The following is a 21,469-nucleotide window of genomic DNA, read 5'->3' as shown; positions in this document are numbered from 1 at the left end:
ATATGATGTTATCTCCAGTTCAACAAGCCGCGCGGCAGTCCGCTGATAATACTGCAGTGTTACTTGAGGGAGCATCGATAACTTACGCAAACTGGGCAGCACAAATTTCTGTGCTGTCAGCTAACTTGCTACAACAGGGGGTAATGCCTGGTACTATTATTGCGACCATTATCCCAACACCAGTTAACGCCAATAAAATCTCAAATCACGACTTAGCTCAGCAAACCTTTGCCATCATGACACTTTATTGGGCATGTGTTGAAATTGGCGCCATATTTTTTCCCATCAACGGCCACTTTTCTGTTAACCAAATCGAGCAACTAATTGGCCGTTTTCAGATCCATTTTATTTGGCAACAAAGCGAAATAGTATCGTTTGAGCGCCATCCAGCGTTAATTGATTTAGCTCAAAACGTAACGACTGATCATCAACTCGACAATAGTCAGCCCGTTTATGCCGTGCAAAAAGTAAACCCGCACAAGCCGGTTAATATCATTTTGACATCGGGCTCTAGCGGCACGCCCAAAGCGGCTGTACATGGGTTAATCAATCACATTGCCAGTGCTCAGGGCTCAAGCCGTTATATTCCGCTGCATAATAACGACCGTTGGTTACTGTCATTGCCCTTGTTTCACATTGGTGGTCTGGCAATAGTTAATCGCTGTGCCCTCGCTGGTGCATGTATTGTGATTAAATCAAACTACATCACATTGGCGCAGCAACTTGAAGATGAAGCAGTTACCCACGTATCTATGGTGTCAACACAAGCGCTGCAAATTCTGCAGCAAGCGCCACAGGCGTTAAGCGGATTAAAAGCCTTATTACTTGGTGGTGGGGTTATCGAAGCTACATTGATAGCATCATTAGCACAGAAAAAAGTGAACACTTATACCAGCTATGGCATGACAGAAATGAGTTCGCAAATCACCACTGCCAAAGCTAATTTACAGCAACATCATGGCCGTGCATTACCTAATAGACAGTTAAAATTGGTTGATGGGGTTATTTGGGTAAAGGGTGAGTGTTTGTTTCAAGGCTATCTAGAGATAAATCAACAGCAACAATACCAGCTCCATTTACCTGTCGATGAACAAGGCTGGTTTTGCACACAGGATCGCGGCCAATTAAATGAAAAAAGCCAACTGATATTATTAGGTCGAGTCGATAACATGTTTATCTGTGGTGGCGAGAATATCCAACCAGAAGAAATTGAATCAGTGTTACTGCAACATCCTTTAGTGGTTAACGCTATAGTCTTTGGTGAACCTGATGCTAAGTTCGGTTTACTCCCAGCTGCGATTATCGACTATGCCACAGCAGACTTACCGATTGATATTGAAAAACAATTGGCTGACTGGGTCGGTGAGAAGCTGGCAAGTTTTAAACGGCCGAGGCATTGGTATATTTGGCCTAATATTGCCGCAATAGGTTTAAAGTTGAATAGAAAACAAGTCATAGCAGCAATTAAGCCGTAGTAGCTTCTCATTCATTTTAAAGAGGTCGCTGCCTAAGTTAACAATAACGATTCCCTAAACAGAGCTTAATATGAAAAAAATAATTGTTCTCTTACTGATATGTATGGCCATTTATCAATTATCTTTAACTGGCAGTAACTCAGCGGTATCAGTTAAAACTCCAGCACAAAGCACTACTCATATTGGCACAGTTAGTGTGAATGAGTCAGCTAGCGTTAGTGCAACACAAGACGTAATTGCAAACGCCTATGAAAATAAGCGCAATAATGTACAAGTCAAAGGGGCTGGTAAAGTAATCAAGTTATTAGCTGACGACAACCAGGGCTCGCGTCATCAAAAATTTATTTTACAGTTATCATCAGGTCAAACGTTACTCATTGCACATAACATAGACTTAGCGCCGCGGATAAATACAATATCGATTGGCGATCAAATTGTATTTCATGGCCAATACGAATGGAATGATAAAGGTGGTGTAGTTCATTGGACTCACAAGGATCCAAATGGTCGTCATATTGGTGGTTGGTTGCAGCATAACGGCCAGACTTATCAATAGGCCTTCAATCGCCGACTGTAAATAAGTGTCTCTCCAAAAAACTCTTCACTGCCAATATCTCGGCTGTTTTGTTCAATCGCTAATAAAAGATTTATTTTTGTCAAAAAGGCTATTGACTGCTTTTTTGCTATCCCCTCTGTAGCTCGTTAATAATGATAAAATCTTGTTGGCTATTGCATATTTACCCACATCTTTACACTTCTTTAATTGATGAATTAAACGATATTAATTATCATTCGCATAAATTAAACGCAATACTAAATAGTCGTGACTTTTTCACGATCAAAACTGAGAACGTTATTTATGAAAGTGGTATCAGCTTTAAAATGGATTCATAACTGGGTAGGATTTTTTATTAGCATTACTATGCTCATAGTCTTAACCACAGGGGTCTATCTTGGCAGCATGGATATGCTTAATCGCCTAGACAATAAAGGCCAGCAATTTGTGCCGCTAAACACAGCAGAAAAAGCACAGGTAACCCAAACTGTGTTTGAGCGTTATCCTGAAATGAGTACGGTACGTTTTCCAACCGAGCACTCACCTTTTATTGAAGCTGCGACCCGTGGAAAAAGCATTGCGTTAGATAATAATCTAAATGAAATCTCCATCCATGAATCTAAAAATGTGCCTTTTTATAGTACAATTTTTTGGTTACACAGAAATTTTTTACTCGATGATGTGGGCAAATATATCAACGCATGGGCTGCAATCATTGGCGGTGTGATTACCTTAATTGGGGTTTACTTATGGTGGCGGGTACGCAGTGGATTTAGGCTTAAACACAGTGTGCCAAAAGATACCCGTTCAAGCAGCTTAGTGAAAAGCCATATTCAACTAGGATTATTTATTTCACTACCGTTATTTATTTTGTGTATAAGTGGATTTTTGATCACTTACAAAGGCTTATGGACGGATTATTTACAACACCAGCAAGCACCCAATGTGTCTTATCCGCAAAGCCAGGAAAACGACTGGTACAGTCAACTGGATACCGCTCAGAAGCTGTGGCCAGATTCACTGTTAGTCGCGGTAAGTAAACCAAGGCAACCAGAGGCGCAAGACGCTACAGAACAAGATTTAGAATACAGCATACGTTTTGATAGCCGCAATAGTGTCTGGTTAAGACAAGCAGATAACATTACGATGAATTACCAACGAGGTGAAATTCAGTCCGCATTAAAGCACAGTGACCGACCGATTGCAGGTCAAATAGCCAGCTTTGTGAGACCGCTCCATGATGCACTGAATATGCCTTTTAGCTATGTACTATTCATTACTTTCGTATCTGTAATTGGTACATTTATTTTATTGTTTAGTGTAGTAACGTTTTATCGACGGACATTTAAATCTAAAGCCTGATATAACAAAAAACGCGCCCTATAGGCGCGTTTTAAATCAAAATAATCAGAGATTAAGCGTAAGAGTGATCACCATGTTGATGGTCAGTCACGTCACGCACACCCTTAAGTTCACCAGGGAAAAGGTCAAGTAATTGCTTCTCGATACCATCTTTTAAAGTAATATCTACTTGTGAGCAACCGTTACAGCCGCCACCAAATTGTAATACGGCGACATCCTCAGCAGAAATTTCTACCAACATAATGTTGCCGCCATGGCTAGCAAGCTGTGGGTTTATTTCCGACTGAATAACATATTCAATACGTTCTTTTAATGGCGCGTCGTCAGACACTTTACGCATTTTGGCATTTGGTGCTTTTAAGGTTAACTGCGAACCCATTTGATCAGTAATATAATCAATGGTGGCCTCTTGAAGAAAAGGCACACTTTTCTCATCAACCATAGCCTTAAACCCGTTGAACGGTAATTCCATATCATCATCTTCTACCGCATCTGGTGGGCAATAAGACACACCACATTCTGCTTGTGCGGTACCAGGGCTGATAACGAATACACGAATATGCGTGCCTTCGGTTTGATCTGCTAATAATTTTACAAAATGAGCCTGAGCTGCTTCGGAAATGGAGATCATAAAACTTACTCCGTCAGGTAATACCTGAGTAAATTAGTGAGAATTAGCACCATGATACTCTGTGTTGCATTCTCTTTGTAGCCCTCTTCATCGTTTGATCATTAAAAAATACAATAAATCATCTGCATTAATGGGTAATAATAGATGTCTAGTATCAAAGTTACGCTAGGGGTTGTTGAACTTTTGTGGTCAAAGTTTGTTCCAACTAAACCGTTTGCTCTTTATATTAGCCTGCCACGCATGGTGTTATGCCTAGCATTCTAAGCGAATATATTGATCGATTTAGCCGCGTAACTCAGGCGCCTCGGCACGCGCTAAACACCATGTTTGACTAGCTATGTGGTGTTGTTTTAGTAATGCGGCTATCTCATTAATCGTCGTTCCGGTTGTGACCACGTCATCAACCAGCGCCACATGTTGGTAGCAAGATTGCTTAGGTACTAATTCTGATGCTAAGTCAGGTTCCAGTGATGCCATCAAAGCAAAGGCTTGGTGGCAGTTGTCACGTCTTTGTTTTCCGTTCAGTCCCGCTTGTGGCTGCGTATCTTGAAGTCGAAAAATAAACTGATCATCTAACGGCAGGTCAAGCATCGTACTAAGTTGTTTGGCAATTAACCACGCCTGGTTAAAGCCCCGTTGACGTAAACGATTTGAGTGTAATGGCACAGGAATAATCACTTGGGGTAACTCAATTAAACCGTGTTTAACAAGTTGTTGAATGCGGTATGCCAGCTGTTGTGCCAGTACCTGTAAAGCGGCTATTTGGCGCTGGTATTTTATCGCACTCACCAGTTGGCCTAAACCTTGATGATAACTGCAAGGCGCAATCACTTTAATCGGCAAACTTGCCATACACTGACCGCAATACTCTTGTAATTGCACTAACGGTTTAGCACACCCCAAACACACTTCGGTTTGATATAAACCACTCACTAAACAATGCTGACATACCCCAGTGAGTACTTGACCGTCAAATAACTTCGCATAGCCTTGCTGCTCAATCCTTTGCTGGCACAGTAAACAGCGGTTAGGTAAACTGCGACGAATATAACGACTAAAATGGGTTAATAACCTAACGCCTTTAGCATGTAAGGCGGTTAATGGGATAACAGCAGACTGACTTTGGAGTTTAATCTTAGGTTGATGATTGTATAGCTGCGTGCATCCTTGCTTATTAAGTGAGTTCACTATTCATTCCTTTAAATAGAGGTTAAAAAATTGCCAAACCCCAAACTGTATATCAATACCCTAGGTAATGGCCAAGATATCGTGTTACTTCACGGTTGGGGCGTCAATAGTGCGGTGTTTGAACCCTTAAAACAGGCCCTGTCTGAGTATAGAGTGCATTATGTCGACTTGCCCGGTTTTGGCGACAGTGACCCTATTGAGGGCGACATTGATATCTGGGCTGCAGCGCTAGCAACACAATTACCCGATAATGCAATTTGGTTAGGCTGGTCATTAGGCGGGTTAGTTGCCACTCAAGTAGCATTAACATTTCCAACTAAAATAAAAGCCTTAATTACAGTCGCATCGTCCCCTTGTTTTATGGCGCAGCCCGATGAAAAGCCGCAACCCTGGCCAGGCATTGCGCCGCAGGTATTATCTCAGTTTTCACAGCAGTTACATAAAAACCTGCCTAAAACCATTGAGCGCTTTTTAGCTATTCAAGCCATGGGCAGTGAAACAGCAAAAGCAGATATTCAAATGATAAAACATCTGGTGCTGGCTAAGCCCTTACCCTGTGAGGACAGTTTGCTGCAGGGGTTAACTATGCTGGCAGAGGTCGACTTGCGCTATCAATTACACGCTATCAAACAACCTTGGTTGAGGATATGGGGGAAATCAGATAGTTTAGTGCCGAAAAGTGGGCTTGAAATGCTAGTAAAAGCTAAAAATATCGATGACATTATCCTAGCCAAAGCATCCCATGCGCCTTTTATCTCACATTCAAGCCTATTTATTGAACACCTTTGTGACTGGATTAAAGGTATTAACAGCTAGCACTTTAATATCGCTTAAATTTTGGCTATAATTTAACCGCCATAAAAACAAATTAACTTCAGATATAGATTATCCCGAGCGGAGGTTATTGAGTATGTTGATTAATTCCCATTACCCGCAAGTTTCGATAGTAACCTCTAATGTTGCGACGGATTCTGCACGGGTGGATAATCAACAAAAGCCGCCCATTATCCCACCGCAGCAACCGACAAAGAATCATCCTGAGCGAGCTTACAATCAACAAAATGAACGCACTCAAGCGCACAATATTGTTGAACAAAAACAGCAACAGCAGCGTTCAGCAAACCAAAGAGAAGCCATTGTTCAACAATTAGTTGCACCTAAAAGCTTACAGGGACAACCGCTAAATATAGTGGCAAACAACACGCCAACCATACAGCGTAAAGATATTCGTATTAAACAATCGCTCCAAGCTGAACAAAGCACAACCCAAAGCAGTAAGTCTTCGGTACGTAATGATGAAATGCCTAAGCAAAGCTCAGCGTATTATCAGCAAGTAAGGCAACATGTTAGCCAATATTATGGCCAAAACAACACACCGACCAATCTTGCGAGTATCCCTGATACGGTATAAGACGCCCTCTGACGTCTTATACCTACTATCGTCTTAACCTATCTCACGCCTAGACACTTTCACTGCATGGCAACTAACTCGACTGAATAACTAGCGCGACTGAATAACTAGCGCGACTGCTGCTCTGTTTGAGTTTGTTTCGGCAAAGTAAACCAATGATTGTTATAGGCAGCGCTACCCCACAATGCAATGCCGAGTGCATTTTCGGCTTGTTCGGTATCTAGTTCACGTGACGTTAGTGTTTCTGCACCAAAATCATATACAAAGCTTTTAGCAGCTTGTTCTGGCTGTAATATAGTCACTTCATTGCCTTCCATTAAGGCGAAGTTTTTATCATATTGCATCATGGCTCGACCCGGCCAATCTGCCGCTTGTTGGGTTAAATCACGTCCTAACATAGGGTAACTGTCTGAAATCCCCATCATAGACAATAACGTCGGCGCCATGTCAATTTGGCTAACCACTCTAGGGTCACGTATGGCTTCAATCCCACCACCTAAAATCAGTCCTGGGATACGAAAACGTGAAATAGGCACTAAGTTAGCGCCGCCGACACGACTATCGTGATCAGCTACCACAAGAAATAGAGTGTCTTTCCAATAGTCTGCTTTTTGTGCTTTTTTGAAAAACTCGCCCACTGCGTAATCCGCATACTTCACGGCATTGTGCATGGTATATTGCGGTTGTTCATACAGTTCAATCCGGTTATCAGGGAACTCATATGGGTCATGATTACTAGAACTAAACACTAAACTAAAGAATGGCTTACCTTGCTCATGCATAGCGGTAAACTCGTCATGGGCTCTAAACAACAAGTCCTCATCTGACACGCCCCAAGATGCGACAAATGCAGGGTTTTTGTAGTCATTTTGATCGATGATTTGACTAAAGCCATTGCCCAAGAAAAAGCTGCGCATATTATCAAAATGACTTTCGCCACCATAAATAAATTGGGTTGAATAACCGTTACGCTTTAATAATTCTGCAATGGTAAAAAAGTTAGTTTGGCTTTTACCCAACTTAACTACCGCACGAGCGGGCGTTGGAGTAAAACCTGTGGTAATGGCTTCAATTCCCCGTACTGAGCGGGTTCCTGTGGCGTAAAGGTTTTCAAAAAACCACCCTTGTGAGGATAACTCATCAATATTAGGTGTCAGCGGTAACCCGCCTAAACTGCCAACAAATCGAGCGCCTAAACTTTCTTGCAAAATAATCACTAGGTTTTTAGGCTTACCCTGATAAGTTGCCTGGTTAAAGGTCAAACTTGGCAAGTCAGTTGACGTAAATGCTTGTGCTGAACGACCACTTTGACGGCGAATAATATCGATAACCTTTTGATCATCTAACTTGCCATATACCTTTGAGGCCTCTTCTTCATTACTCATTTGTTTAATGGCGAAAGTGAGTGAGTAACCCGAGTTCAATACTAATGAGTTAACTAAAGGATCATCTGAAAACGCGACTAAAGAAGGGTTTAATGGTCGATGACCTAAAGAAGAACGCGCTCCTAAAATAGTGACACAAATAACCAAAATGGCCATCACAGGGCGCCAATACCACCGCGGTGAACGCACATTTCGGGTAAAATAGTCAGACAAGCGCCAGCCTGCATATAATGTTGCTGTAGACACTACAAAAGCGAATATCAGTTCAGCCTTTCGACCGGCCCACAACATCGACAGCACTTCTTTAGGGTAAATAAGGTATTCAACATATAAACGATTCGGTCTGAAGCCGTATTCTTGAATAAATGACGGCGTCGATATTTCTAAGAACACGATTAACCACAAGCCAAGAGTTAGCCAGACTTTTAAAATCAGTGCCCACAAGCGCCCTATTGCATGATTACCTGCAAATAATGCAGTACCAAGCGCTGCAATACCGAACAACCAGCACAATGTTGCAAAATCAACCCGTAGACCTTGGAAAATAATATCAGACCAGCCTTGGGCATCATTAACTCGTTCAAGTTGCCACAGTGATAAGCCAATACGGCTCAATGTAGTCACAGCTAAAATGATCAGCGCAAATACCAAAATAGCACTGTAGATATTATGTGGCTTGGGATAACGAGATGATCTGATGTAGTCGACATTCGACTTGAGGGAAAATAACCCCATTAATGACTCCAATATATTATTCTGTTATTTTTAGGATACTTTATGTCTATGGCACGATACTTTGTGTCATAACAGCAATCGGTTTTAACACCAGCAATCAGCGACGTGCACGTTAACAGAATACTAACATGTGTCAAATAATGATTAATGCGATATTGTTCAATGATTACAGTCAGCTTATAAAATAAAACTCATTGTTTATGATTATTTCGATTCAAATTTGACGCTCAATATAAATATTAGTTCACTGTAAACTAATAAAATTCACATTTACTTAACCCATTGTCTCTTGTCAGCCACTAATATCGCCCATCACTGGCAATGCAAAGGTAAATGCGATTCGATTTGTATCAACGAGGCCAAACGAAAAAGCGTATTGATTCACCTGGGCTATATTATCCACAATAGCTAAACCCAGCCCATGCCTATTTTGGTGTTGACGTGACTTTTCGGTTTGAAACAAAGGGAGCGTCAAACGGTCTAAATCATCATCACTGATACTATTAAGTAACTCATTTTCAATGGTGATCACTATCATCGCTGATTTGTTGCCCTGAACAGGTTGTTTTTGCTTAATAAGACTAATATCAACCTTTGACTGCTGCGGGCTGTAAAACAGTGCATTATCAATCAAGTTATACAGTACAGTATGAAGCGAAAACGCATCTGTTTGGCACATGACTCCATTTAACTCACTGATGACGTTCACTCTGGCTAACGATCCGCTTCGCAAAGCATTTAACTCAGCGACGATTTTTTGAATAAAAGCTTCAACATCAATCAAAGTTTGGCTTAATTGCAACCCTTCGGAAGACGCCTTTTGCAGTAATAATAAATTATTGACTATATCTTTCATTTTTAAGCTGATGCTGAGTACATCTTGCTTGTAGCTCACGCCTATTCGTTCGTCGTCGGGATAACGTATATAGATTTCACTTAAACTAATTAGCTCACTGATCGGGGTTTTAAGCTCGTGGGCAATATCGGCGGTGATCCGTTTTTCATTCTGCAGATGTTTGTGATTGATTCTTAGAAATTTATTGAGTTCATTTTTTATCGGTTCAATTTCGATAAACGCTTTAAAATGGGCAGGAAGTTTTAACTCAGCTTGCTGGAAGTCGATATCTTTGAGCGCCTGGTTTAGATCATTCAATGGCTGCAAACCCCGGTGAATCAAGTTCACCACAGCCCAGCGCATGAACAAAATAACCAGCAATAAACCAATTGCCAAACTGGAATCTATAATAATCAGAATATGATTTAACTCTTCTTCTGACAGCGCCACAGTTAATACCATGGGAGCGATATTTTCAGTGATAACACTTTGATATTTATCAGGCACCTGCGGTTCAAAAACAGACACCATTGCTCTTCCTGAACGCCCATCTGGCAAGGTCACATCGAAAAACTGACGACCATTAATAGCCAAATCGGCTTTTATTAGATTTGCTTGAGCAAAATGCGCTAAAGATTCAGACCGTTCGAACACAACGCCATTTTGCCACAGCTGAAAATACTCCCCTTTGGCAGGTAAAGTAAACTCAGGCATAAACTCCCCCGCAAAATCAAACTCGACTCCTGCCGGCGACACTTTAATTAAGGTTTTAAGGTAGTTCGACTTGGTGGTTAATGCATTATCAAATTCGGTATCAATCCAGTTATCAATAATGATATCAACGGCTAAAAATACCAATACCACAATAATTAATACCGCCCATGTCATCCTATTAACTAGGTTATTAGCTAATGATGTCATTAATCTTCACCCACAAAATAACCAAAACCGCGTTTGTTTTTTATCGGTAACGTCGCTCCCACTAGATTTGCTTTTTTACGCACGGCCGACAAATGGGCTTCGATAGTATTTTTAGATAAATGGTTAAATGAGCCAACAACGGCTTCACTTATTTGCTCAGGATTAAGTACTTGATTAGGGTTGTTAAATAAATACTCGATAATTTTGTATTCATTTTTAGTCAGTTCAATTGTAGTTTGCTTATAAATTAATACCTTTTGATTATCATCAAGCAGTAACTCACCCAATCGTATATTTTTCGAATGTGAGGTTAGATCACCGCGGCGGCCCAAGGTAACCAAACGAGCCTGAAGTTCGTCAAATGAAAAAGGTTTGGTGAGGTAATCATCAGCCCCAGCCAGTAAACCGGCGACGCGATCTTCAGTTAATGATTTTGCCGATAAGATAATCACCTTGGCTTGGTTGCCCAGTTTACGAATACTTTTAAGTAAACTAATACCATCTACATTGGGCAGCATTAAGTCTAAAATAATAAAGTCATAATGATTTGTCAGCGCCATACTGAGGCCTTCAGAACCATCACCGGTTTCATCAACCGTATAACCCAAATGATCCAGTCCTACTCTGATCCCCCGACGAAGCGCTTCAGAATCTTCAATTAGCAACACTTTCATCTATCTTCCTGCTTATTCCATTAACGCATTTATAGGTATACCACTGAACATCTCAAGCGCCAGCATTCTGTCGATTCATATATCTACATTGCTTAAATCACTTTACAGCCATGGCTAATATCAAGTTGGCTATTTCTTAAATGGGTCTCTACGCCATATAAACCCAATAGAGTATGAAAAAGATTGGCATGTGAGTGTTCACCTTTACTGGCCTGTTCAACAATGCATTTCCGGTCAAGCATTTTTGCTTCTGTATAGCTTTCAGGCAACCACATCAGCCAAGGCACATGAGTTTGTTGGCTTGGGGCTATCGCGTAAGGTGTACCATGCAGATAAAGACCATTTTCACCTAATGACTCACCGTGATCAGAGACATACAACATGGCAACCTGATATTCAGACTCATACTGCTTTAATATACTAACAACCTGAGACAAAATATAATCGGTGTAATGTATCGTATTGTCATACACATTAACGATTTCTTCATCGGTACAGTTTTCAATATCACTGCGATTACAAGCGGGCGTAAACACCTCCATCTCTTTCGGGTAACGCTTCCAATATGTCGGGCCATGGCTACCAATAGTGTGCAAAGCAATAAATTGATTTTGCAAAGTAGACCCTAGGTCATTTACCGCGCTTGCTTTGATATGAGCTGACAGTTGTTCAACTAAAACCGCATCAAAACAGGTTAGACCATCGCAAAGCGGATTATTATCACTTATGGCGACCTCTTTCTTAGTAATGCGACTAGCAACCTCTTTGTCACCACCATCACTTTCAAACCAAGTCACTTCAATGCCCGCTTGCTGTAATACCTCTAACACATTGTCTTGGGCATTAGCCTGATTTCGCTTAAAATTATCCCGATTCATATCAGACATCATACAAGGTAATGAATGCGCGGTTGCCGTGCCACATGAAGATACATTAGCAACACTGATCATATCCAGCGACTTAGTAAAAGGATTGGTGTTTCGAGAGTAGCCATAATAAGCCATATTTTCCGCCCTAGCTGTTTCGCCTACTACCAGCACAAATAGGGTTGGCTTTTGGTTTTTCTTGGCATCTAAGTGGGCATCTGTGCCACGCGCCTTGTAAACTAATGGCTCTGTTAAATAGGTATTATTGATGTACTTAACGGTATTAAAAATGTGTGCTGGGTTAATCATTTTATTTAAGTAATGATTATTACGCCCTACAGAAGCGTAATCCTTGTAAAAAAATAACGCTACAACACCAACAAGTGCTAAGCCAATAACAACTAATCCAATACGTTGCAAGACACCTTTTAAGATACTGTCGGCCCGAATAACCCGAGTTCGTAACAATAATAATGATGGAAAAACACCCAAAGTGCTGACAAATAACACCGAGGGTAAACTCACATAAGACCAAGCCTCACCAGTATTAGTCTCAAAGATATTTTCAATCATGCCATAGTCAAACATGACATTATAAAACAACATAGCGAACATGGTCGTGGCTGACGACACTAATAACAATGTCACAAAAGGCTTAAACACATACTTAATAGAAATAGAAAACATGCTGAAAATAATTAAGAATAGTCCGGTTAACAGCACAGCAGGAGACAGCTTAAACAGCAGATGGCCTTCTGTTGATAATTCATAAATACGTTGATTAATTGGGTAATTTAACACAACAGCAAAATAAACTGACAATAGAATAATAACGCTAGTGACATGTAATTGAGGAGAGCCAATACGTAAAAATAGTTTAGAAAGTGTCGACATGCTTTACCTATTATGATGATTTAATATTCTTAATTACCTAAATGTATCATCCACAACCAAACTTAAGAATGGCTTAAGAAATACTGAATGTTCACTTGCCCAGTGAAACTTCAGTTTATAACAGGCATAAAAACAAAAAAGCGCTTACTAATAAGCGCTTTCTGAATGATATATACAAGCAAAATTACTTTTTCATTTTAGCCAAAGCATCCGCGAACGCATTACCCATAGCGGCATTAGCCGGCACTTTAACTTTTGGCGGTGTAACATTTCTACCAGCATGCGCAGATTTTTGGCCTTTATTATGAGCAGGTTTACCTTTGCCAGGCTGACCCATAAATTGTGGCTTGCCGTCTGTATTAGCCGGTTGCGGTATTTCATCAAGGCGCATGCTTAAGCTGACTCGGCGGCGCTCAATATCCACTTCCATCACTTTGACTTTAACCACGTCACCCGCTTTCACTATGGTATGCGGATCACTGACAAACTTGTCGGTTAGCGACGATATATGCACTAAACCATCCTGATGAACACCCACATCAACAAAGGCACCAAAATTAGTCACATTAGTCACAACGCCTTCAAGGATCATGTCCACTTTTAAATCGTTAAGCGCTTCAACACCGTCTTTAAAGTTGGCTGTTTTAAACTCACCACGCGGATCTCGCCCGGGTTTATCTAACTCAGCCAAAATATCGGTAATGGTCGGTAAACCAAATGATTCAGTGACAAACAGCTCAGCTTTCACGCCCTTTAATAACTCGCCATTACCAATCAATTGGGCAACATCATGTTTCGACGCGGCGGCAATAGACTCCACAATTGAATACGCTTCGGGATGCACTGCTGAACCATCAAGTGGATTATCACCATTGCGAATGCGTAAAAATCCTGCGGCTTGCTCATAAGCTTTCGGCCCTAAACGCGCCACTTTCAATAATTGCTTACGGTTAGTGAATTGGCCATGCTCATCACGGTAATCAACCACGTTTTTCGCTAAGGTTTTATTCAGCCCAGCCACTTGTGCCAATAACGGCGCAGAGGCCATATTTAAATCAACACCCACACTGTTCACACAGTCTTCAACCACAGCTTCAAGCGATTGCGATAACTGGCTTTGGCTAACATCATGTTGATATTGCCCTACACCAATGGCTTTAGGTTCAATTTTAACTAGCTCGGCTAATGGGTCTTGTAAACGACGCGCAATTGACACCGCGCCTCGAATCGACACATCTAAATCGGGAAATTCATTGGCGGCAAATTCGGAAGCCGAGTAAATAGAAGCACCCGCTTCACTGACCATGACTTTAGTTAGAGTTGGACGGCTTTCTTTTACCGCCGCAATTAACTCACCTGCCAGCTTGTCGGTTTCACGCGAGCCAGTGCCATTACCTATCGCGATAATGTCCACTTTATGCATACCAACCAGATTGGATAATGTCTTTATTGATTTGTCCCACAGATTTTGTGGCGCATGCGGGAAAACCGTTGTATGGGCAACTAACTTGCCGGTGTTATCAACAATAGCAACCTTCACACCGGTACGAATACCAGGGTCTAGCCCCATAGTCGCTTTTGCGCCCGCAGGCGAAGCCATAAGCAAATCACCCAAGTTGCGGGCAAAGACTTTAATCGCTTCTTCTTCGGCGCTTTCACGCATTTTAGTAATAAATTCAGTTTCCATTTGTAACGCAATTTTAATGCGCCACGTCGAGGTAACAACGGTTTTTAACCATTGTTCGACACTTGAATCTGTGAGTTTAAGCTTGAAATGGTCGGCAATAATTACTTCACAATAACTGCCTTGTTTGGCTTCAGTATCAGGGTCGGCATTCATGCTTAAACTTAAAATACCTTCATTACGGCCACGAAGCATAGCTAAGGCGCGATGTGATGGCACTTTAGTGATTCTTTCACTTTGTTCAAAGTAATCGCGGAACTTAGCGCCTTCTTTTTCTTTGCCTTTAACCACTTTGCTTTCAAACACAGCCTGTTGGGCTAAATGGTTACGAATTTTAAGGACCAGATCAGCATCTTCGGCAAAGCGTTCCATCAAAATAAAACGTGCGCCATCCAGCACAGCTTTTGCATCTGCAAAACCGGCTTCAGAGTTAATAAATTCGGCGGCTTTAGCGTCAGCATCTGCGCTGCGATCGGCAAGCAATATATCGACCAATGGCTCAATGCCAGCTTCAATGGCTATTTGCCCTTTAGTACGACGCTTAGGTTTATAAGGCAAATATAAATCTTCAAGGCGAGTTTTGCTGTCGGCTTCATCGATTGCATACTTTAACGCTGGAGTTAACTTACCCTGTGCGTCGATGCTAGACAAAATTACCTGACGTCGGTCGCTCATCTCGGTTAGATACCCTAAACGGGAGTAAAGCTGCCGTAACTGAGTATCATCTAATCCGCCGGTAGCTTCTTTACGGTAACGAGCAATAAAGGGCACTGTGGCACCATCATTAAGCAAGGCGATAGTGGCATCGACTTGTTGTTGGCGAACATTCAATTCTTGGGCAATTATTTGGGCAATATTATGCATAGCAGATGTTTATAGGCTTAAATTTTAAAATTGCCTCACCATACCACAAACCGCATAAAATTAGATATTGAACATGATTTTTACTTTACGAAACCGTAGAAATTGATCACAACAATTGTCAGGAAAATTAAAATTCATCCACAAGTGTAAAATGTACAACTATACTGATTACTTAGAGATACCAGAATTTAATTGGTGGCATAGTGACTGAATCGATAGATATTTTTCCATGGAATGAAAATTTTTGCACAGGATTAGCAAAAATCGATGAACAGCATAAAAAATTAGTCATCATTTTAAATCGCCTGGCAAATCAGGCGGTATTTGGCACTTCAGTGATAGATATGAATGCCGTATTCCAAGAGCTAATTAATTACACTGTTTACCACTTTAAAACTGAAGAAGATATCTGGCATCAATACTTGCCCAATCATCAACTCAGTACAAACCACAAATTAGGCCATGATGATTTTGTTCAGCAGGTCATTACCCTGCAAACTCAACTCACTACAACGCCATCTGATGCTTTACTCGAGCAAATGATATCTTTCCTCACGCAATGGTTAGCATCCCATATTTTAGAAAGTGACCGCTACATGGCAATCCTAGTCATGATGCTGCAACAGGGAGTACCTTTAAAAGAGGCTAAAGTCCATTCACAACAGCAAATGCAAGGGTCAACTCGACGCCTTATCAATGTCATTTTGTCCAGCTATGCTAATTTATCAACTAACACCTTGCACCTGATGCGTAAAACAAGACTGAACCATGACATTCAGCATCAGTTGGTCAATAGCGAAAAACGCTTTGAAGAAGCAATGTACTATGCTCAGGTTGGCTACTGGGATTTAGTCGATTTACAATCACCGCTGCATTGGTCTGATCAAATGTATAGCTTATTTGGGTTATCAAAAGATCAACAACCTTGTCTAGAAATGCTTTGTCAGTTGATCCCCGTTAAATATCAGCACACTTTAATTGAGTCGATAAAGTCCTGTTATAACACGGGCATCGAACATCACATTCAATACCCTATAACTCGCCCCAGTGATGGTACAACTCGATGGATAGAATGCCGTGGTAAACGTATCGCAAGTCCTGATGGTAAATCACATACAATATCGGGGTTTTCCCAAGACATTACCGCATTTAAAAACGCAGAGATAAAGCTGATCGAGCAGCAGCAACAATTGCAATTCATTAACGACAATTCGCCTTTTTATATTGCCAGATGCAACAAGCAGCAAGAGTTTATTTATGCGACGCAACCTTATGCAGCCTTGTTTGGCCTAAAACCTGATGACATTGTGGGTCAGCCGGTGAAAAGCATTTTTGGGGAAATAATTTACCAAGAAATTAGTCAACATATTGATAAGGTGCTGTCAGGGGTTTCTGTGACCTATGACTTATGCTTGTTTGCACAGGAATTATTAGTCCAATACGTCCCCGATTTTGATGAGCAGCAGCAAGTGGTCGGTTACATCACAGGTATATCTGATATTACTGAGCGTAAACAGTTGGAACAAAAACTTCGTTTAGCGGCCAAGGTATTTGAGTCGAATGAAGGAATTTTCATTACTGATACTAATCGAGCTATTTTACAAGTAAACAAGGCCTTTAGCACGATTACTGGCTATCCAGAAGAAGAGCTAATAGGCAAGCAACCTAACTTATTTAATGCTGCGCTGTACGATGACAATTTTCATAATGAGATGTGGAATAAGGTTGTTAAAACCGATAATTGGGAGGGTGAGATATGGCATAACCATAAAAATGGCTCTACCTTTCCAGCTTATTTATTTATCGATGCTGTCCGCAATGAGAATCAATGTATTACAAATTATGTTGTCACTATCAATGACATGACCATACGTAAAAATAATGAACACCGAATACAACAATTAGCCTTTTACGACCCACTGACTGAGCTACCCAATCGGCGCCTATTACTAGATAGGCTAAGCAGAGTCATTATTTCCAATAAACGACTCCATAAAAATAATGCATTACTGTTTTTAGACATCGACCATTTTAAAATGCTTAATGATACCCACGGTCATGATGTAGGTGATCTATTGCTCACATTAATTGCTACCAGATTAAGTGACTGCATACGAAAAGAAGATACCCTGGCCAGAATAGGCGGTGATGAATTTGTCATTATATTAGAAGGGCTTGATGAAGAAGATATTATTGCGGCATCAAAAACAACCACTATTTGTACCACTATTTTGACCAGAATGAATGACGTATTTCAGCTCAACGACATTCACTATAATTGCACTACCAGCATTGGTGTGGTGTTGTTTAAGGATCACTTAACCACCACTTCAGAAGTGATGAAGCAAGCTGACATTGCCATGTACCAAGCTAAGCTAGCGGGTAGAAATACGGTGCGTTTTTTTGACCCCAAAATGCAAGAAGCAATCAGTAAGCGTGCAGCGTTAGAAGCTGAACTGCACCAGGCGGTAACACAACACCAATTCAAACTTTTCTATCAACTACAAGTAGACCAAAATCAGCAACCTGTGGGTGTAGAAGCATTAATACGCTGGCAACATCCAACTAAAGGCATTGTTGGCCCCGTAGAATTTATTCCCTACGCCGAAGAATCTGGGTTGATTTTACCAATAGGCCAATGGGTATTAGAAACCGCTTGTGCACAGCTAAAACAATGGCAACAACAATGTGATACTAAGCATTTAACCATTGCCGTGAATGTCAGTTCCAAGCAATTCCGTCAAAAAAACTTTGTCGATACTGTAATTAAAATGATTAACCATTACGACATTGATGTGACTAAACTAAAGATGGAATTAACCGAGTCACTATTACTCGATGATATAGACAATACCATCATTCAAATGAATGCCTTAGGCAGACTGGGGATCCTGTTTTCATTAGACGACTTCGGTACAGGTTACTCATCTTTACAGTATTTAAAGAAGCTACCCTTGTCACAATTAAAAATTGATAGGTCATTTGTTGATGACTTATTAACCGATCAAAGCGACCAATCAATTGTGAAAACCATCATCTCCATGGCTGACAGCTTAGGATTTTCAGTCATTGCAGAAGGGGTTGAAACCATCGAACAAAAACGCTATTTGCTCGATATAGGATGCTCTCATTTTCAAGGTTATCTGTTCAGTAAACCTATGCCCATTCGCGAAATTGAACAACTAATCAGTAATATACAGGAATGTGATTTAGTCTTGTCATAAATTCGCTTAGCCTAACCATTAAAGTAAACCGTTAGGCTAGGCTAATAATAAACTTACGACTTACCCCCAATCATTTTCGATACTATGCCTTTGTCATGTCCAGCTTCAGCAAACACAATACCGGCTAAGTGAAGCACAATGAACGGGATGAAATACCACAAGGCTAATTTATGCACAGTTTCGGCTAATTCTTCAATCGACTCAGGGCCAAATTTAAGTAATAAACCCGTTATCATCGAAGCGCTCACCCCAAGATAAAATAACCAATAAACCCATGCTTGCATTTTTTGTTGCATGCTTGCCAACGGATTAAAGGGCGATAAATAATGCAAGCCACATTTTGCCATATAAATAAAGCGTGCCGATAAGAACACCCCAACGGCATACCCAAAGTAAATATGCCACTGGAACATTTCACCGCGGATCATCTTGGCAATACTCACCGCTTGCTTACTATCAATAGTCACTGAAATTTTGGCTAAGCCCTGCTGAATAATCGCCGCCATATGATTTTTTTCCATCCAACCCAAGCGCAAAAATATTGTCAGCAACATCACCAGCATAGCAAAAGCTAAGCCCCAATGGATTAATCGGTGAACCAGCGGAAACTCATGTGATGTTTTCATAATTAACCTCGAAGTAATACAAGTAAGCCTAAACACTGATGATTAAATATCAGTGAGCGATAATATTTAACTATTGTGATAACCGAAACTTAAGTAACGCTTATGAAATTGGTATAAGTTCATTAAACCGCAAAATAATATTATGATGTGAGACACACCCAGCATATTTATCTATTAGGCCTGTTGATCTTTGCTGGTTGAATTTTGTTCGAGTTAAAACGTTTGTATCTGCCCAATAAGTGAGTGCATTTTTATCACTAGGCTTAAAAGGATTGTATTTTTGCCAACACCTCAACGACAAAGCTGGCTGAGCAATAGCCATCACACCCACCTCAGATTAGTATATTTACTGCTCAAAATAGGGTTAACCTTTTTTGCCGCTGATTTGTTTGGCCTATCGTCGCCGCCGAGCATGATTTATCTGTTGTTCACAGTGGAAGCTATTTATGTTGGTTTAAGCGTCTTTTTCAAAAAATATTACCTGCATAATACCTTATTGATATTTGCATCACTCATAATAGACTCACTATTACTGGCCGCCTGGTTATACCTTACTGGCGGCGCAACCAACGCTTTTATCTCATTGTTATTATTACCTATTGCCGTAGCCGCCGTGGCATTACCGCAATGGGCGCCCTGGATATTAACCTTGTTGTCTACCGCCAGTTATAGCTTGATGATTTTTGTCATGCCAGAGCACAACATGGGCAACCACACCATGGATATGCGTTCACACTTTTTGGGCATGTGGTTTAACTTTTTAATATCAGCATTAATTGTGACCACCAGCATTGCCTTTATCGCCCGTAAAATTCGTCAAAAAGAAGCAGAACTGGGCATTTTACGAGAGGCTCAATTACGCCAAGAAAAGTTATTAGCACTAGGTACTGCGTCGGCACAAATGGCTCACCAACTTGCGACTCCATTAGCCAGTTTGCGCTTATTAGTCGATGAACTGCACGAAGGTGAGTCCATGTTCCATATTCTGCCCGATATTGAACATGCTTTAGGCCGCTGTGAATTAACCTTAACGGATTTACGCACCGCAACTCAGTCAATACGAGACAATCAACAATCCCATATTGCCCTAACTTCACTATTAGAAATATTAACCCAACAAGTATTGTTATTAATGCCTGAAGTGACCTTAACCACTAAAGTGAATATCGACACAAATACGATAATCAATATGGATACCAGCCTTTTACCCGCTTTAATGTCATTAATTGACAATGCAGCCAGAGCCAGTAAAGAAAATAACGCTGATTACCAAGTCGAGTTATCTGTGTCAATCGACAACCAACAATGTCACTTAAACATTCGCGATTTCGGCGCAGGTATTTCTACCGACTTAATAGCCCAAATAGGTCAAAACATCATTCGCGACGCAAAAGGAATGGGGGTGGCTTTATTACTCAGTCACGCAAGCTTAGAAAAACTGGGCGGAAGTTTAACCTTGCACCATCATCCACAGGGCGGCACATTGGCACAGGTACGCTTACCCATAGCACCAAGTTTAGCGATAACGCCAGATTTGTTGCAGGCAGAAACCCATGCATAAATTGCTGATTATTGAAGATGACACAACGCTGGCTAACATTCTTCATCGGCGTATGACACAGCACGGCTTTGAATGCGTCGTAGCCCATGACGCTAGCCAAGGCTTATTATTGGCGAGGCTACATTTACCTAGCCATATTCTGCTCGACATGAAACTTGAGCACAGCAATAGCCTTAACTTAGTCAATCCTTTACGCCAGTTATTACCTAAATCGACGATCGTGTTTCTTACCGGATATGCCAGTATTGCCACCGCTGTTGAGGCGATCCGTTTAGGCGCTGACAACTATTTATCTAAACCGGTAGACACCCAAACATTATTAAAAGCCCTTGCTAAACAACAGTATGAAATTGACCAAAATCCCATAGTAGACCAGCCCATTAGCCCCAAACGTTTAGAGTGGGAACACATTCAGCAAGTGCTGAACGCTAATAATGGTAATGTGTCGCAAACAGCAAGGCAATTAGGCATGCATAGGCGCACATTACAGCGAAAACTGCTAAAAAAACCAGTAAATCAGTAACTTAAGTTAAATTCCAATAAAAAGTAGCAAAAAAAATACCCACTTTCATTCTTG

At 41.0% G+C, this 21,469-nt stretch carries 16 protein-coding genes; 8 read left to right on the top strand and 8 right to left on the bottom strand.

Annotated features, from left to right (window positions below):
* Window positions 1-2: 2 nt before the first annotated feature.
* The 3 genes from menE to ACRWQM_RS00940 all read left to right on the top strand — a co-directional run bounded on the left by menE (window position 3) and on the right by ACRWQM_RS00940 (window position 3,393).
* A complete protein-coding gene (gene menE / locus ACRWQM_RS00950; RefSeq protein ID WP_434930957.1) occupies window positions 3-1,475 on the top strand; it encodes an o-succinylbenzoate--CoA ligase in 1,473 nt (490 codons plus the stop codon).
* 70 nt (window positions 1,476-1,545) lie between these two features.
* Window positions 1,546-2,031: a DUF3465 domain-containing protein gene (locus tag ACRWQM_RS00945; RefSeq protein ID WP_434927489.1), complete on the top strand. Its 486-nt coding sequence runs from the start codon at window positions 1,546-1,548 to the stop codon at window positions 2,029-2,031.
* A 303-nt stretch (window positions 2,032-2,334) separates the two neighbouring features.
* The gene (locus tag ACRWQM_RS00940; RefSeq protein WP_434930956.1) at window positions 2,335-3,393 is read left to right on the top strand and encodes a PepSY-associated TM helix domain-containing protein; all 1,059 of its coding nucleotides are present in this window, start codon (window positions 2,335-2,337) and stop codon (window positions 3,391-3,393) included.
* 52 nt (window positions 3,394-3,445) lie between these two features.
* On the opposite strand, the gene nfuA is transcribed toward ACRWQM_RS00940, so the two are convergent.
* Both nfuA and ACRWQM_RS00930 read right to left on the bottom strand, forming a co-directional pair.
* On the bottom strand, window positions 3,446-4,024 hold the full coding sequence (gene nfuA, locus ACRWQM_RS00935; protein ID WP_434927491.1) for a Fe-S biogenesis protein NfuA: 579 nt from the start codon (window positions 4,022-4,024) through the stop codon (window positions 3,446-3,448).
* A 282-nt stretch (window positions 4,025-4,306) separates the two neighbouring features.
* Window positions 4,307-5,212 (bottom strand): ComF family protein, encoded by a 906-nt coding sequence (locus tag ACRWQM_RS00930; protein WP_434927492.1) that lies wholly within the window; start codon window positions 5,210-5,212, stop codon window positions 4,307-4,309.
* Window positions 5,213-5,242: 30 nt separating this feature from the next.
* Between ACRWQM_RS00930 and bioH the strand changes: the two genes are divergently transcribed.
* Both bioH and ACRWQM_RS00920 read left to right on the top strand, forming a co-directional pair.
* Window positions 5,243-6,028, top strand: a complete 786-nt coding sequence (gene bioH / locus ACRWQM_RS00925) for a pimeloyl-ACP methyl ester esterase BioH (protein ID WP_434930955.1) — start codon at window positions 5,243-5,245, stop codon at window positions 6,026-6,028.
* A 94-nt stretch (window positions 6,029-6,122) separates the two neighbouring features.
* The gene (locus tag ACRWQM_RS00920) at window positions 6,123-6,623 is read left to right on the top strand and encodes a hypothetical protein (protein WP_226412631.1); all 501 of its coding nucleotides are present in this window, start codon (window positions 6,123-6,125) and stop codon (window positions 6,621-6,623) included.
* 107 nt (window positions 6,624-6,730) lie between these two features.
* Here the strand turns inward: ACRWQM_RS00920 and ACRWQM_RS00915 are convergent, their stop codons facing one another.
* The 5 genes from ACRWQM_RS00915 to ACRWQM_RS00895 form a co-directional block, all read right to left on the bottom strand.
* Window positions 6,731-8,743, bottom strand: a complete 2,013-nt coding sequence (locus ACRWQM_RS00915) for an LTA synthase family protein (protein ID WP_434930954.1) — start codon at window positions 8,741-8,743, stop codon at window positions 6,731-6,733.
* Between the two features lie 292 nt (window positions 8,744-9,035).
* A complete protein-coding gene (locus tag ACRWQM_RS00910) occupies window positions 9,036-10,499 on the bottom strand; it encodes a sensor histidine kinase (protein WP_434930953.1) in 1,464 nt (487 codons plus the stop codon).
* The gene (locus ACRWQM_RS00905; protein WP_434930952.1) at window positions 10,499-11,173 is read right to left on the bottom strand and encodes a response regulator transcription factor; all 675 of its coding nucleotides are present in this window, start codon (window positions 11,171-11,173) and stop codon (window positions 10,499-10,501) included. Before ACRWQM_RS00905 ends, ACRWQM_RS00910 begins: the two co-directional genes overlap by 1 nt.
* 92 nt (window positions 11,174-11,265) lie before the next feature.
* Window positions 11,266-12,933 carry a phosphoethanolamine transferase gene (locus ACRWQM_RS00900; RefSeq protein WP_434930951.1) on the bottom strand — a complete coding sequence of 556 codons (1,668 nt, stop codon included), beginning with the start codon at window positions 12,931-12,933 and terminating at the stop codon, window positions 11,266-11,268.
* Between the two features lie 184 nt (window positions 12,934-13,117).
* Entirely contained in the window at window positions 13,118-15,481 is a 2,364-nt protein-coding gene (locus tag ACRWQM_RS00895; protein WP_434930949.1) for a Tex family protein, read from the bottom strand.
* Window positions 15,482-15,684: 203 nt separating this feature from the next.
* Between ACRWQM_RS00895 and ACRWQM_RS00890 the strand changes: the two genes are divergently transcribed.
* Window positions 15,685-18,705 (top strand): bacteriohemerythrin, encoded by a 3,021-nt coding sequence (locus ACRWQM_RS00890; RefSeq protein WP_434930948.1) that lies wholly within the window; start codon window positions 15,685-15,687, stop codon window positions 18,703-18,705.
* 53 nt (window positions 18,706-18,758) lie between these two features.
* Here ACRWQM_RS00890 and ACRWQM_RS00885 read toward each other — a convergent pair whose 3' ends face one another.
* On the bottom strand, window positions 18,759-19,331 hold the full coding sequence (locus ACRWQM_RS00885; protein WP_434930947.1) for a cytochrome b/b6 domain-containing protein: 573 nt from the start codon (window positions 19,329-19,331) through the stop codon (window positions 18,759-18,761).
* Between the two features lie 280 nt (window positions 19,332-19,611).
* On the opposite strand from ACRWQM_RS00885, the gene ACRWQM_RS00880 reads away from it, so the two are divergent.
* Window positions 19,612-20,892 carry a sensor histidine kinase gene (locus tag ACRWQM_RS00880; RefSeq protein ID WP_434930946.1) on the top strand — a complete coding sequence of 427 codons (1,281 nt, stop codon included), beginning with the start codon at window positions 19,612-19,614 and terminating at the stop codon, window positions 20,890-20,892.
* Window positions 20,885-21,415: a response regulator transcription factor gene (locus ACRWQM_RS00875; protein ID WP_434927502.1), complete on the top strand. Its 531-nt coding sequence runs from the start codon at window positions 20,885-20,887 to the stop codon at window positions 21,413-21,415. Before ACRWQM_RS00880 ends, ACRWQM_RS00875 begins: the two co-directional genes overlap by 8 nt.
* Window positions 21,416-21,469: the final 54 nt, after the last annotated feature.

Origin of the sequence: Shewanella sp. HL-SH5, from assembly GCF_051163755.1 — a bacterium.
Classification (GTDB): domain Bacteria; phylum Pseudomonadota; class Gammaproteobacteria; order Enterobacterales; family Shewanellaceae; genus Shewanella; species Shewanella glacialimarina.
The sequence above is the reverse complement of the archived record's forward strand: the minus strand, read 5'-3'. Positions and strand labels throughout refer to the sequence as shown.